Origin of the sequence: Streptomyces sp. NPDC057694, assembly GCF_042799415.1 — a bacterium.
In the GTDB taxonomy this organism is placed as follows: Bacteria; Actinomycetota; Actinomycetes; order Streptomycetales; family Streptomycetaceae; genus Streptomyces.
On the sequence record NZ_JBHVIX010000001.1, the window covers coordinates 767,567 to 781,715 of the forward strand.

At 71.0% G+C, this 14,149-nt stretch carries 11 protein-coding genes; 4 read left to right on the plus strand and 7 right to left on the minus strand.

Features of this window, described 5'->3' with window-relative positions; translation table 11 throughout:
* Positions 1 to 1,335 (plus strand): MFS transporter, encoded by a 1,335-nt coding sequence (locus ACFVDP_RS03610; RefSeq protein ID WP_383482574.1) that lies wholly within the window; start codon positions 1 to 3, stop codon positions 1,333 to 1,335.
* Between the two features lie 29 nt (positions 1,336 to 1,364).
* Here the strand turns inward: ACFVDP_RS03610 and ACFVDP_RS03615 are convergent, their stop codons facing one another.
* A complete protein-coding gene (locus ACFVDP_RS03615) occupies positions 1,365 to 2,204 on the minus strand; it encodes a helix-turn-helix transcriptional regulator (RefSeq protein WP_383482577.1) in 840 nt (279 codons plus the stop codon).
* 172 nt (positions 2,205 to 2,376) lie between these two features.
* Between ACFVDP_RS03615 and ACFVDP_RS03620 the strand changes: the two genes are divergently transcribed.
* Positions 2,377 to 3,315, plus strand: coding sequence for an SDR family oxidoreductase (locus ACFVDP_RS03620; protein ID WP_383482580.1), 939 nt, complete (start codon positions 2,377 to 2,379; stop codon positions 3,313 to 3,315).
* A 150-nt stretch (positions 3,316 to 3,465) separates the two neighbouring features.
* Positions 3,466 to 5,385 (plus strand): alkyl/aryl-sulfatase, encoded by a 1,920-nt coding sequence (locus ACFVDP_RS03625; RefSeq protein WP_383482583.1) that lies wholly within the window; start codon positions 3,466 to 3,468, stop codon positions 5,383 to 5,385.
* Between the two features lie 207 nt (positions 5,386 to 5,592).
* On the opposite strand, the gene ACFVDP_RS03630 is transcribed toward ACFVDP_RS03625, so the two are convergent.
* Together ACFVDP_RS03630 and ACFVDP_RS03635 are read right to left on the minus strand one after the other, a co-directional pair.
* On the minus strand, positions 5,593 to 6,714 hold the full coding sequence (locus ACFVDP_RS03630) for a DUF1214 domain-containing protein (protein WP_383482586.1): 1,122 nt from the start codon (positions 6,712 to 6,714) through the stop codon (positions 5,593 to 5,595).
* 162 nt (positions 6,715 to 6,876) lie between these two features.
* Positions 6,877 to 8,244, minus strand: coding sequence for an MFS transporter (locus ACFVDP_RS03635; RefSeq protein WP_383482589.1), 1,368 nt, complete (start codon positions 8,242 to 8,244; stop codon positions 6,877 to 6,879).
* A 183-nt stretch (positions 8,245 to 8,427) separates the two neighbouring features.
* Between ACFVDP_RS03635 and ACFVDP_RS03640 the strand changes: the two genes are divergently transcribed.
* Positions 8,428 to 9,627, plus strand: coding sequence for a PucR family transcriptional regulator (locus ACFVDP_RS03640; protein WP_383482592.1), 1,200 nt, complete (start codon positions 8,428 to 8,430; stop codon positions 9,625 to 9,627).
* Between the two features lie 19 nt (positions 9,628 to 9,646).
* Here the strand turns inward: ACFVDP_RS03640 and ACFVDP_RS03645 are convergent, their stop codons facing one another.
* The 4 genes from ACFVDP_RS03645 to ACFVDP_RS03660 form a co-directional block, all read right to left on the minus strand.
* Positions 9,647 to 10,462, minus strand: coding sequence for a phosphotransferase (locus ACFVDP_RS03645; RefSeq protein ID WP_383482595.1), 816 nt, complete (start codon positions 10,460 to 10,462; stop codon positions 9,647 to 9,649).
* A gap of 27 nt (positions 10,463 to 10,489) precedes the next feature.
* On the minus strand, positions 10,490 to 11,830 hold the full coding sequence (locus ACFVDP_RS03650; protein WP_383482598.1) for a multicopper oxidase family protein: 1,341 nt from the start codon (positions 11,828 to 11,830) through the stop codon (positions 10,490 to 10,492).
* A 219-nt stretch (positions 11,831 to 12,049) separates the two neighbouring features.
* On the minus strand, positions 12,050 to 13,117 hold the full coding sequence (locus ACFVDP_RS03655; RefSeq protein WP_383484305.1) for a FecCD family ABC transporter permease: 1,068 nt from the start codon (positions 13,115 to 13,117) through the stop codon (positions 12,050 to 12,052).
* Positions 13,111 to 14,148 carry a FecCD family ABC transporter permease gene (locus ACFVDP_RS03660; RefSeq protein WP_383484308.1) on the minus strand — a complete coding sequence of 346 codons (1,038 nt, stop codon included), beginning with the start codon at positions 14,146 to 14,148 and terminating at the stop codon, positions 13,111 to 13,113. Before ACFVDP_RS03660 ends, ACFVDP_RS03655 begins: the two co-directional genes overlap by 7 nt.
* Position 14,149: the final 1 nt, after the last annotated feature.

The following is a 14,149-nucleotide window of genomic DNA, read 5'->3' on the forward strand; positions in this document are numbered from 1 at the left end:
ATGGGTGCCTTACGGCAACTCCTGCTCCAGCACCGCGACTACCGCCTCGTCCTGTCCGCCGGACTGATCTCCCTCACCGGGGACTGGGTACTGCGCACCGGACTCGCCTACCAGGTCTTCGCGCTCACCGGTTCCACACTCGCCTCCGGCGGCATGCTGCTGGCGTCGTTCCTGCCGCAGGTCCTCCTCGGCTCACTGGCCGGCGCGCTGGTCGACCGCTGGGACCGGCTCCGCACGATGATCACCGCGAACGTGCTGCTGGCGGCCGGGCTGCTGCCGCTCCTGCTGGTGGACGGGCCGGGCCGCATCTGGATCGTGTACGCGGTGATGTTCTGGGAGGGCACCGTCCAGATCTTCTTCGAGCCCGCGGAGAAGGCCCTGATCCCGCTGCTGGTGGACCCCGGCCGGCTGATCACGGCCAACGCCCTCAACGCCCAGAACGCGGATGTGGCCCGGCTGATCGGCGGCGCGGTCGGCGGCGTCACCGCGGCGTGGGGCGGAGTCGGCGCGATCACGCTGCTCAACGTGTCGACGTTCGCCCTCTCGGCGTTCCTCCTGACCCGGGTCGCCGCGCGCCACGACAAGCAGGCACGCCCTGCCACCACCGGCGCCCCCCGGCGCACCGTCACGGGCCCCGTACGCCGTCTGCGGGCCCTGGGCTCCGCCGCCCTCGGCCCCACCTGGCAGTACCGGCCGCTGCGCGTCGTCCTCGGTTTCGTCGTGATCACCGGCATCGGACAGGGCATCATGAGCACACTGTTCGCGCCGTTCGTGGTCGATGTGCTGCACGGCAGCGGCGCCGCCTACGGAACGGTCGTGTCCGCGCAGGCGGTCGGCGGCATCGCGGGCGGCCTGGCCACGGCCGTGATCGGCGGACGCTTCAGCGCCGTCCGTCTCTGGATCTGCGGCTCGCTCCTGACGGGCGTTATCGACCTGGTGATCTTCTGCTACCCGCTGGTTCTCGACGGCGCCGGTGTCGGACCCGCGATCGTCTGCGTGGTCCTGGTCGGACTGCCCGCCTCGCTCATGTTCACCGGCCTCATGACCGCCACCCAGGACGCGACGGACGACGCGGTGCGCGGGCGCGTCTTCGGCGTACTGGGCGCGGCCGAGGCCGCCTCGATGCTCATCGGCATCGCGGTCGGCGCCACCTGCGCCGGCGCGCTGGGCATCATCCCGCTCCTGACGGCGCAGGGCTTCGCACTGATCGCGGGCGGCTGCCTCGCCCTGGCCGGCACCCGCTGGGCGTCTCGACCGGCCGCCGCCTCACCGGACCCCGCCCCCACCCGGCGAGCAGTACCGGGCTCCCCGGAACCGGCGGACCGGCCGGCCTGACACGGGCCCCCGGTGGTCTGTCCGGGACCTCAGTGGTGGAGCTGCCCGCCGATGACGGACAGCAGGTCGAGCCGGTCGTAGCTCTCGCTGCCGGGGACGGCGGTATATACGAGAAGGAGATGTTGTCCACTCGGATCGAGCAGGGTCTGGCAGTTCAGTTCCAGCATTCCGACGTCCGGGTGGACGTACCGCTTGACCTCGCCGGGGCGGATGCCGACCTCGTGCTGGTTCCACACGTGCCGGAACTCTTCGCTCTGAGCCGTGAGCAGGTCGACGTATTGGGCCGCGCGGGATCCTGGACCGCGCAGTGTGGCCACGGAGCGCAAGCCGGAGACGAACATGCGGGTGAGAAAGGCGTGGTCGGCCGGGGCGTAGAGCTGACGGGTGGCGGGATCGGTGAACCAGCGGTAGCCGAGGCTGCGAGCAGGGCCGGTGTACCGGGTCAGGTCGCCGGTGAGCGCGACGGCGAGCGGGGTCTGCCGCAGCGTCTCGCCGAGTTCGGTGACGATCTCCGCGGGGGTGTCCTGCAGGCGGTCGAGGATGCGCAGCAGGCCGGGGCTGATGTGCTCGCTGTGCGCGCCCCTCGTCGGCGGGGTGTGTCCGGCGAGACGGAAGAGGTGGTCCCGCTCGTCGAGGGTGAGGTGGAGCCCCTGCGCGATGGAGGCGATCATCTGCTCCGACGGGTGTGGTCCGCGCTCCCGTTCCAGCCGCGCGTAGTAGTCCGTCGACATGTGGCACAGCGCGGCCGCTTCCTCACGGCGCAGCCCGCTGGTCCTGCGGCGCTGCCCACGCGGGAGGCCGACGTCCTCGGGCTGCAGCGCGGCGCGGCGGCGGCGCAGGAACTCCGCGAGTCCGGCTCGGTCGATCACGCTTCTGCCTCCTTCCAGGGCATTTCTACCTCCCTCGCACGCCGGGATCCACGGCCTGACAATCCCCCCTTTGCGAGTTGCCTCTGCGACGGCGCTCTTCCAGGCTCAAGGAGACAGTTCAGCTCGAGTTCAGGCACCGAACTGGCACTGGCACCATTTTCTGGAGGAGACCATGCCCCGCACACCCATCGACATCACCGTGCCCGATCTGCACGGAAAGCGCGCCGTCGTCACCGGGGCCAGTGACGGGATGGGGCTCGGTATGGCTCTGCGCCTCGCAGCGGCCGGCGCAGAGGTCCTCATGCCTGTTCGCAATCCGCGCAAAGGCGAAGCTGCGCTCGCGGTGATCCGTGAGCAGGTTCCCGACGCGGAGGTGTCCTTGCGGAGCTTGGATCTGTCATCGCTCGCGTCCGTGGCGGGGCTGGGCAGGACCCTTCTGGAAGAGGACCGGCCCATTCACTTCCTGATCAACAACGCGGGCGTCATGACGCCTCCGGAGCGGCAGACCACCGCGGACGGATTCGAGCTGCAATTCGGCACCAACCATCTCGGCCACTTCGCGCTGACGGCCCACCTGCTGCCGCTGTTGCGTGCCGGCCACGCGCGTGTGACCTCGCAGGTCAGCGTCGCGGCGAACCGCGGGGCCATCAACTGGGACGACCTCAACTGGGAACGCGCCTACGACGGGATGAAGGCCTACGGCCAGTCGAAGGTCGCCTTCGGTCTCTTCGGTCTCGAGCTGAACCGGCGAAGCGACGCCGCCGGGTGGGGTATCACCAGCAACCTCTCGCATCCCGGAGTCGCTCCGACGAACCTCCTCGCCGCGCGCCCCGAGGTCGGACGCGACAAGGAGAAGCTGGGCCGGAAGGTCATCAAGGCCCTCTCCGCACGAGGCATCCTGCTCGGCACCGTGGAGTCCGCCAAGTTTCCCGCTCTGTACGCCGCCACCTCGGCGGACGCCAAGCCCGGCGGCTTCTACGGCCCCAGCGGCCCCGGCCACCTCGGCGGGCCTCCCGCCGAGCAGAAGCTCTACGCCGGCCTGCGCAGCCCAGAAGAAGCGCAGCGCGTGTGGCAGATCTCCGAAGATCTCACCAAGGTCAGCTTCCCCTGACGCTTTCGGGCTGCTTCCCCTGACGCTTTCGGGCTGCGCCCTCCAGGGTCGGCCCACGGCCACGCGTCGCGACGCGGACCAGGTTGCGGCGCCCACAGGCTCCGGCAAGCTAGGAGGTACATACAGCCAAAAACGGACAGGCGGCCCTCCATGGCTTCTGCACCCAAGCCCGCTACCCCGGCGACCGCTGCGGCCAATCGTGAGGCTGTGGCCCGCTACGACATGGACGACCGCCAGGACTTCGCGGACAACGACCGCGGGTTCATCGCCCCGTTCCCGGACAGGACGTACCGCCCGGACGGGACCGTCATCTTCGATCCGGCCTGGTTCGACTTCATCGAGGACGGCGCCCCGGCGCCCGACACGGTGCATCCGAGCCTGTGGCGGCAGATGCAGATCATGAAGAAGGGCGGCCTGTACAAGATCCACGAAGGGATCTTCCAGGTCCGCAACTGCGACATCGGCAACCTCACCGTGGTCGAGGGGGACACCGGGCTCGTCGTCGTCGACTGCACCGCCTCCGTCGAAGCCGCCTCGATGTCCATGCGGATGATCCGCGAGCACGTCAGCGACAAGCCCGTAGCCGCCGTCGTCCTCACGCACACCCACGTCGACCACTACGGCGGTATCCGGGGCGTCGTCAGCGCCGAGGACGTCGCCTCCGGCAAGGTCCCGATCATCGCGCCGGGCACCATCGCCTCGTTCGACGCGCACGCCATCGGCGAGAACGTGATCGCGGGCAACGCCATGTCGCGCCGCGCCGGCTACCCCTTCGGCAGCCTTCTGCCGCTCAACTCGTGCGGCTGTGTGGGCAGCGGCATCGGCATCATGGCGCCCGGCGGCGGCACCATCTCGTACCTCTCCCCCACCGACTCGATCACCGCGACCGGCACCAAGCGCGAACTCGCCGGTCTGGAATTCGAGTTCCTCTACGCCCCGGACACCGAGGCACCCGAGGAGATGCACATCTGGATCCCGCAGCTGAAGGCTCTGACCTGCGCGGAGAACGCGAACCACGGTCTGCACAACATCCAGACGCTGCGCGGCGCCCGCACCCGCGACGCCCGTAACTTCGCCCGCTACCTGGACGAGACCCTGGAACGCTGGGGCGACGAGGCCGAGGTGCACTACGGCCCGCACACCTGGCCCGTCTTCGGCAACGAGAACGTGACGACGTTCCTGGAGTCGCAGCGCGACACCTACAAGTACATCCACGACCAGGCGCTGCGGCTCGCCAACAAGGGCTATACGCCGCTGGAGGCGGCCGAAGTCATCGAGCTTCCTGAGGAGTTGGGCCGCAAGTGGTACAACCGCGGTTACCACGGCACCCTCCACCACGACGTACGCGCCGTCTTCCACAAGGAGCTGGGCCTGTGGGACGGCGACCCGGTCACCCTGCACCCGCACCCGCCCGTCGAGACCGCCCGCCGCCTCGTCGACCTCATCGGCGCCGAGGGCATCCTCGCGGAGGGCAAGCGGGCCATCGAGGCCGACGACTACCGCTGGGCGGCGCAGATCCTGCACGCCCTCGTCTTCGCCGACCCGGACAACACCGAGGCGAAGCAACTCCAGGCCGACGCCTATGAGCAGCTGGGCTACCAGGCCGAGGGCCCGCAGTGGCGCGGCATCTATCTCACCGCTGCCAAGGAACTGCGCGACGGCGTCATTCCCGCCGCCTTCGCCACCGCCAGCTCCGACACGATCCTGGCCATGCCGATCGACACCCTCTTCGACTTCGCCGCCGTCCACGTCATCGGCGACCGGGCCGCAGACACCAACCTGCGCATCGACTTCACGTTCACCGCCGCCGACACGGGCGGCGAGGACGAGACCTGGCACATGTGGGTGCGTCACGGCGTCCTCAACGCCCGCACCGGCCCCTCCTCGGACGCACAGCTGACGGTGACCGGCCCCAAGGCCGCCATCGTCGCCACGCTGCTGAAGCCGGCGAGCGGGCTCCAGCTCGCCCGGGCCGGGAAGATCAAGCTCGACGGCGACGAGAGCGTTCTGGAGCAACTGGCGGCAGTCGTCGACGAGTTCGACCCGAACTTCAACCTCGTGACGCCCTGACAGCAGCGATCGACATCCCACTGAGGGAGCAGCCCTCGAACCGGCTCTGGACAGGACGGATCCTGAGTCAGATCGCCGAGGACTCGGGTCACCCAGCAGCCGGCACCGCGTGCGACGTGCGCCGCCGCTCTGCCGTCCCCTGGCCGTCGCGGTCGTGGCCGGCTCTGGCGCGCGGCGCGTTACGGCTGCGTCGGCGGAACGGCGGGCTCACCGGCCCACAAGTACCGTCCGGACCAGTTCCGTCTCGGGTCGCACCACGGCGTCCGGGTCCTCCGGCAGCAGCCGCCGCACCAGTACCGTCCCCTCCCGGCGGCCCCCCGTGTCCAGCCAGTTGGCCGCTCCCGGATCGCGGTGGGCGACCACGACGCGGACCGAGCCGTCCTCCTCCAGGACGGCGTTGCCGGCGTTGATGGCGGTGGGGGCACCGCACTCCTGCGGGGACTGCCACCACACGTTGGTGAGGTGGACGCCCCAGTAGCGGCAGGCGGGAGGACGGAACCGGATGACCAGAGCCTGGTCCTCGGCCAGCTCGAACCGGCACATCTGGTAATCGTTGTCGGGGGTCGGATAGGCGCGCAGGACGACACTGCCGCTCTCCTCGGTCTGCGTGGCAAGCACCTGGCCGAATGTGTTGGGCTCACTGGTGCGCAGGTGGCGCAGCTGCTCCAAGGTGGTGTCCACCACCAGGCCCACGCCCCGCTCGACCCGGCCCAGACGCTCGCCCAGTCCGCCCGCGGTGAGCACGGCCGGGGGGTGCGCCGGGCCCGTCGGCTCGATCTTGTAGACGGCCGGCGTCTCCTGCGCGCGGTCGAGGAAGTACTGGCGGACGATCAGCATCTGGGTGTCCGGGGCCAGTTCCATCCAGTTGCCCGGCTGTTGCTGCGGGGTGAGCCAGATCTCGAACTCACCGTCAGGGCCGCATTGGAGCCGCTGGTCGTTCAGATCGGCGACGATACGGACGTCCCGGCCACCGCTGTAGAGGGTGAAGGAGAGGTACAGGGCGTCGCCGCGATTGCCCGTGATCCGGTAGGTGTGACGGGGGGAGACGGCGGTGCTGTCGTACAAGGTGTCGGGGTTGTCCGCGAGGTATTTGAGCACCGGGCCGATCTGGATGAAGTGCGGGCGTTCCGGCGCGCTGTCCAGTTGGCGTTCGAGGTTGCTGCGCAGCAGGTGGGTGAGGAAGCGCAGCCCCTCGGCGTGGTCTCGTTCCGTTCCGGGAGTGGCCAGAACGCGCTGTCCCAGCTCACGGAGACCGTCGCAGAACTTTCCCCAGGGCAGATCCAGTGCGGCCGGCGCTTCAGGGACGGTGGTCGGGTCGGTGCGGGTCACAGTGAACGTCTCCTCGGGCAGGTGCTGGTTGTCGCGTAACTGGTCACAGAACTCAATCGGCAGCGGGGAGGTCGGCTCCGGCGCCGCCGGGGTACTCGTGCGGTGGCGGGCGGCCGGCGGATCGGGCCCGTGGTGCCCGGCTCGGCCGCGAGGTCGTACGGATCACGGGAGCAGCCCGAGGCGGCGCGCGTCCCGCTCGGGGTCGACCGCGAAGGCGCACAGCGCTCCCCCGGCCAGGGTGAGCACGGCGGCCACCACGAGTCCGGTGTGCAGCCCGTGCGGCGTGGACGCGGCCTGATCGATGAGCCTGCCGGTGACGCCCGGGGCGGCCACGCCCGCGAGGGTGGCGATGGCGGTGCCCAGGGCGAGCACGGCCCCGCGCTGGGCGACCGGTGTGATCTGAGCGCTGATCAGGTAGAAGAGCGGGAAGACGGCATTGGGCAGACCGAAGCCGAGCGCCATCAGCGCCACGGCAGCGGAACCGTGCGCGATCGGCAGTATCAGCAGACACACTCCGCTGGCAGCGGCGGTGCAGGCGACGACCAGTCCGCGCGCGAGCCGGCCGGACGCGCCGCGCCGCATCAAAGTGGCAGACAGCCATGGCACCACGACGATCGCGACGGCTGCTACCAGCGCGGGCGCCGCGACCAGGCGGCCGGTCTCCGCGGTGGTGCGGCCGAGCGACTTCTCCAGGTAGGTCGGCAGCCAGGCCACGCCGACCGCGAGTGTCCAGTAAGCCCCCAGACCGGCGGCCAGCGTCCCCAGCCAGCTGCCGTTGAGCAGCAGTCGGCGGTACGGCAACCGCGGCTCCGGCGTCGCCGGGCCCGAGTCGGCGGCCGACACGTTGCCGGACGCGGCGGCGTAGGTGGTCAAAGGCCCCTCGCGGCCCACCAGCGGCCAGACCACTACCCACACCACCGACACGAGGGCCAACGTTGCGAACGCTGAGCGCCAACCGTGCTGGGCTATCAGATGGCCGAGCACCGGGCCGGCCACCGCCACGCCGAGCGCGCCGCCGAACTGCACCAGCGCCGTGGGCACCGCCCTGTTGTGTTCGGGAAACCACTTGTGCACCGCGTGCACGGCCACGGGCATCGCCGGCCCTTCCGCCGCACCCAACAGGATCCGGCTCAGATACAGCATCGGAACCGACGAGGCCACCAGCACCGGAAGCGCGGTGAGCGCCCACGCCACAGCCATCACCGTCAGCAGACGGGTGGTCCGCACCCGGTTGGAAACGAAGCCCACCGCCAGCGCCGAAACGCTGAACAGCAGATAGAAGCTGCCCGAGACCATGCCGTAAGCGGCGGCGTCGAGCCCGAACTCGTGCCGGATGGGGTCCGCGGCAAGCCCGAGGACCTGCTTGTCGGCGAAGTCGACCGCCATCAGTACGGCGACCATCGCCACTACCGCCCACGCCCGCCCCGGGGCCCGCGCCGGCCTCAACCGCGTGGGGACTTCCGCGACGCTCCGCTCGGACAGGGCGCCGCGGGGCTGGGCGGCCTCTGGGGACAAGGGCGAGGTGGACACGTAGGGCTCCTGGGGATGGACAGCCGCTCTGCGGCGGATCGCCCCACCCTCCGCCGTCGCCGAGCCCCTAACAATTGCGCTCTGTCACAAGTAGATTGTGTGAACTCACAAAACGGAGGTCCTGTCGTGCCCAGCGCCGCATCCGTGCCCGTACCGGAAGAAAGCCTCCGGATCCTGCGTGACATGGAGCACGACGTACCCCGCCTGGCCCGCGCCGTCATCGTCGAATACCTCGGGCCCAGAGCCTCCGACGCGACCGTCCCCGAACTGCTGCGCACCACCGCCCCGCACACCGTCCGCCACTTCATGCGGCTCTTCCTGCGCGCCGCGGCCCAAGGCCGGGAAATCGCGTCGGAGGACCTGATCCTGCTCGACGAAAGGGCGCGGGAGCGGGCCGCCGAGGGGATCCAGTTCGACCAGATGCTGACCGCGCACCAGGCCATGGCGGCCGTCCTGCTGGCCGACTTCCAGCAGCGCTTCCGGGGCGACGCCGCAGAGCTGGGCGCATTCGCGGCACTCCTGCAGCAGGCGGCGGGCCGGGCCATGGCCGTATCGCTGCGCGCCTTCCAGGAGGCGGCTCAAGCAGCCGTCACGGAGGACCCCGAACTCCTCGACGAACTCGCGGAGGATCTGATCTCTGGCCGCCCCGCTGTGGCACGGGCCGCCGTACAGGGCATCCGCCTGCCCCGTGACTTCACCGCCCTGGCCCTGTTCGTCGACCAGGACACGGACGAACGGGCTGCCACCCCCGGCTACCGGACGGCCGCGTCGAACCGCAAGAACCGGCGGGTCCGCGCCGCTCTGGCCGCGGAGCTCCCGCACCCTCTCCTTGCCACCGACCAAGGGGCGTACGTGCTCGTACTCGCTCCCGGCACCGTCGACCGACAGCAACTACACCGCATCCAGGGCCGGATCAGCCGCGCGGCACTGGCCCCGGTCCGGCTCGGCGCCGCCCGGGCCGAAGACCACGGGGCCGTTCCCGCCGCCGCACGGACGGCCGTCGAAATCGTCAGGACCGCGGCCGCCTTCGACCTGCCCGACCAGGTCCTCGAACTCGCCGACGTGGCGGTGCCGTGGCAACTCAGTCGAGACACCCCCGCCGCCCGCTTGCTGACCGAACGGTTCGCACCGGTGCTCCGGAACCAGGATCTCGCCGCGACCCTCACCGCCTTCGTACAGAACGACTTCGACCGTCGCCGCACCGCTCAGGCCCAGGCCGTCCACCCCAATACCGTGGACAACCGCCTCCACCGTGCCGCCCGCCTCTGCGGCGCCGACCTCACGACCTCCGCCGGCCTCCTGGCACTCGCCGTCGCGCTCGCCCACCATCGGCGCACCGACGCGCAACCATCCAGCGCACAGGTGTTCCGCGACCCCGCCTAGATCGCGGAGCGAGCCGCCGTCAGTGCAACAGGGCCGCCCTGAACGCGTCGCGGCGAGCCAGCAGCCACGCCTCGCAGCGGTCCCAGCGTCGCCAACCACCGCGTTCGGACAGGGCCCGGACGTGGACGGGGTCGCCCGCGGCCACTCGGTCGGCGACGAAGGCCCGGCAGGATGCGGTGGCCTGTTCGATGACGTCGGGCAGTTCGGCGCGCTCCTGTGCGGAGAGGCCGTAGCTGTCGGCGAGGATCCGCAGTCGCGCGGGGGCGTCGAGGCCCGCGGGAAAGAGAGCTGTCGCGGATGCGGGATCGAGCATGGGGATCCAGTAGCGGGCGGTCATGGCGACGTCCCACACCGCTCGGCCGGGGGCGGCCAGATCGAAATCGATCAGGGCGGCGGCACGGCCGTCACGGAAGACGACGTTTTCCGGGCACACATCGTTGTGGCACAGCATCGTTCCTCCCGCCGGGTCGGCCAGCGCCCGGGGCCACTCGGCGCGTGCGTCGACCGCGACGGCCGCGCTGGCGTCGTGCAGACGCCGCAGCAGGCTGCCCACGGACCTCAACGCGGATTCGCTCATCGCCCAGTGGGGAAAGGGCGGCAGGGCGACGTCGCCGGGCATGAAGGTCAGCTGCTCGCGGCCGTCGGCAGTGAGACGGACCGGCCGGGGAGCCGCGTCGAACCCGTGCTCCTCGAGCGCGAGGAGATGGGCGTGAAGGGCGCGCGCGGTGCGCGGCGCCGGGCGTTCCACCACGTCACCGCGGCGGATGACCGCGCCCGCGTTCGCCATGCCGCCGACCAGGGCCTCGTCTGCTGCCGTCCCGTCATCGGCCGTCATGTCGATCGCGCTCCCGTCAGGTCTGCCCTAGTGATGGGGCGCTTTCAGCGTGCGGCTGACCGTGCGTTCGGTGCCCGGTTCGACGAGCACGAACTGGCCCATCATCCCCGAGTCCTCGTGGCGGAGGATGTGGCAGTGGTACATGTACGGCCACTTGGGGTCGGTGGCGGTACCGAATCTGACGGCCAGTCTGACCTTGCTCTTGCCGGGGACGAAAACGGTGTCCTTGCGGCCTTGCGCGTACGCCGCCGGTTTTCCGTCCCCGACGGAGAGCACGCGGAACGCCACCTCGTGGATGTGGAAGTTGTGGGAGTAGACGTGGTTCTCGACCTCCCAGATCTCGACGGCGCCGGCGGGGACGACCTCGTCGATGCGAGTCATGTCCATCGGCTCGCCGTTGATCGCGTCGTGGCCGTTGAGGACGAAGTGGCGCACCCGGGCGTCGGCTGCGGGGGTGATCGGGTCGGGCCCGGACAGGGTGGCGGGCGGCGCCGGGGACGGCTTCAGCTTCGGCGCGGCGACGAACCGGATGATGTCGAGATCGCCCTCGGCGATGTCCACGCCGTTGTCGACGGTGCGCAGCACCACCCGCTCGCCAGGCTCGAAGGCGACGACCACCTCGGCGCGCTCGCCCGGGGTCAGTGCCAGTTCCTCGACCGGGACGGGCGCGGGCAGCAGGCCGCCGTCGGTGGCGACGGCATGGAAGGTGCGCCTGTCGGCGAAGGACAGGTTGTACATGCGGGCGTTGGAGCCGTTGAGGATCCGCAGCCGGACGTGGTCGGTGGTCACCTTCAGGTGCGGATCGAAGGTTCCGTTGACGAGGACGTGGTCGCCCAGGATGCCGAACGTGCCCTTGAGGACGCGGCCGGTGAAGGCGTTGTCCTCGTCGAACTTCTTGTCCTGGAGGATCAGCGGGATGTCGTCGACGCCGTAGTCGGCGGGCAGTTCGGGCCGGGTGTCGTCGTCGAGGATGAACATCCCGGCGAGGCCGTTGTAGACGTGCTGGGCGGTCTCGCCGTGCGGGTGCGGGTGGTACCAGGCGGTGGCGGCCGGCTGGTCCAGCGTCCAGTGCGGGGTCCAGGTGGCGCCCGACGCGACGGGCTGGTGGGGACCGCCGTCCATCACGGCGGGCAGCCGGACGCCGTGCCAGTGCACGGTGCTGGTCTCCGGCAGCCGGTTGCGCACGGTCATCCGCACCTTGTCGCCGCGCGTGGCGCGCAGCGTCGGGCCCAGGAAGGTGCCGTTGAATCCCCAGGTGGGGGTGGTCTTCCCGGGCAGGATCGCCGTCCGCCCGGCCTGCAGAGACAGCGCGAACCGGCGGCTGCCGTCCTTGCCGGGGGCGGGGTGCAGGAGGGGCGGAATGCGCACCGGGTTGGCGAACTTCAGCCTGGGCCGGGGCACGGAGTCCCCTCCTGAGTTGCCTCCGCAGGCGGTGGCGAGCGCCGATATCGCGAACGTGCCTGCTGCACCCAGCAGTTGACGCCTCTTCATGACCGGACCATAACCATCAGCCCTTGGGATTCCGAAGGCATTGCCCGCGCACGGCGTTTGGCGGGAGCACGCTGCTGGGCAGCCGCGCCACGGCCGCTACAACAGTCCCTTGCGCCACTCGCGGAACAGCAGATGCCCCAGGTACAGGCCTCCCAGAGCCATGGTCCACACGCCGACCGGCAGCTTCTCGAAGACCGGGGAGTTCTGGGCCGCGATGTCCGCCGCCACGAGAAGAAGTGCGCCGGTGAGGGCGGACAGGGCCAGGTGGGGGCCAGTGCCCCGGGTGACGCGTCGGGCGATCTGGGGTGCGGTGAGGGCGATGAAGGAGATGGGCCCTGCCGCGGCGACCGCTCCGGCGGACAGGGCGACGGCGAGGACGACGCTCCAGGTGAAGGTGCGGCGTGGATCGGCGCCGAGGGAGGCCGCCGTGTCCTGGCCCATCTCGCTCGCCGTCAGGGGGCGGGACAGGGCCGCGGCGAGGGGGACGCACACCAGCAGGACGGCTCCGGCGGTGCCCGCGTCGCTCCAGGAGCGGGCGGTGAGGCTGCCGTTGAGGTAGGAGCTGAGGACGGTGGCCTGGTCGCGTTCGATCGCGTAGACGATGTACTGGATGAACGCCGTGGCCATGGCGGTGACCGCGACTCCGGCGACCACGAGCCGGGTGGGGTTGCGGAATCCGGTGCCTGTGGAGACGTGGACGACGGCCATGGCCAGGACGGCTCCGCCCGCGGCGCCCGCGGCGACGGGGAACGACGGCAGGAGCAGCGCGACCAGTGCGGCGCCCGCGCCCGCGCCGGGGGCGATGCCGATCACGTCGGGGCTGCCGAGCGGGTTGCGCGTCACCGCCTGGAACAGCGCGCCGGAGAGTCCGAACGAGGCTCCGGCGGCGAGGGCGACGACGAGGCGCGGTCCCCGCAGCCGTTCCAGGACGAAGGCGTCGATGCTCGCGCCCTGCCCGCCCAGCGTCGAGGGGAGGTTGGCGAGGGGGATGCCGAGGCGGCCGACGGTCAGGGAGGCGACGCAGGCCACCGCGACCAGGGCGAGGAGAGCGAGCCCGGCCCACAGAGCACGTGCCTGTACGCGGATGTGGACCGTGGGGCCGATCCTCATCCGGTAGCGGCGGGGTCCCGAACCGGGCCGCGCGGAAAGGTGGGTTGTCACGATGCGGACCTCATTCGGCGGACGGCGACGAGGAGGGCCGGGGCCCCGGCGAACGCGGTCACGACTCCCACCATGAGTTCCTGGGGCCTGACCACGACCCGGCCCACCACGTCCGCGAACAGCAGCAGGACGGGGCCGATGAGGGCGCCGCACAGGAGTTGGCGCCGCATGTCGACGCCGACCAGGGCGCGCGTCAGGTGCGGAACGGCCAGGCCCACGAAGGCGATCGGCCCGGCCGCCGCGGTCGCCGCCGCGGCCAGCAGCGTCGCGGTGAGCAGTCCCGTCGCCTTCACCCGCATCGGCTGGGCGCCGAGAGCCGCTGCCGTGTCCTCGCCGAGCGCCACGACGTTCAGGCCGCGGGCGAGGACGACGGCGACGACGAGACCGATGACGACCAGCGGCACCACGGTCCACACGGCGGTCCAGGTGCGGCCCGTCAGCGCGCCGACGACCCAGTAGCGGTAGTTGTCGAAGGTCGCCGGCTTGCTGAGGGTGACGGCCTGGATGAACGCGCTGAGCACCGCGGTCAGGACGGCCCCGCCGAGGACGAGCCGTACCGGGCTGACCCGTCCGCCGACGATCCCCGCGAGGTACACGAAGACTCCGGCGAGCAGGGCGCCCGGCAGCGACCACAGCAGGATCTGCAGCTGTCCGCTCGCGCCGAAGTAGGCGGTGGCGGCGACGACGCCCGCCGCGGCGCCGGTGTTGATGCCGAGCAGGCCGGGCTCGGCCAGCGGATTGCGGGTCACGGCCTGCATGAGGGTGCCCGACACCGCGAGACCGCAGCCGACCAGGATCCCGAGGACCGTGCGGGGGTAGCGGCTCTCCACGACGGTGGTCGCGTAGCCGTCCCCGCTGCCCGTCAGGGCGTTCCAGACCGCGCCGACCGGCAGGGTCTTGCTCCCGATCGCGACACTCGCGAAAGCGGCCACGACCAGGACGGCCGCGAGGACGATCACCATCACCGTGAGGGGAACCGGCCCCGTTCCGCGGCCCGTCGACCGCTTCCCCGTGTCGGTCAGCGGGCGGTCCATC

Coding starts and splice junctions, on each gene's coding strand:
- ACFVDP_RS03610 (WP_383482574.1), top strand. CDS start 1: ATGGGTGCCTTACGGCAACTCCTGCTCCAGCACCGCGACTACCGCCTC.
- ACFVDP_RS03620 (WP_383482580.1), top strand. CDS start 2,377: ATGCCCCGCACACCCATCGACATCACCGTGCCCGATCTGCACGGAAAG.
- ACFVDP_RS03625 (WP_383482583.1), top strand. CDS start 3,466: ATGGCTTCTGCACCCAAGCCCGCTACCCCGGCGACCGCTGCGGCCAAT.
- ACFVDP_RS03640 (WP_383482592.1), top strand. CDS start 8,428: ATGGAGCACGACGTACCCCGCCTGGCCCGCGCCGTCATCGTCGAATAC.
- ACFVDP_RS03645 (WP_383482595.1), bottom strand. CDS start 10,462: ATGACGGCCGATGACGGGACGGCAGCAGACGAGGCCCTGGTCGGCGGC.
- ACFVDP_RS03660 (WP_383484308.1), bottom strand. CDS start 14,148: ATGGACCGCCCGCTGACCGACACGGGGAAGCGGTCGACGGGCCGCGGA.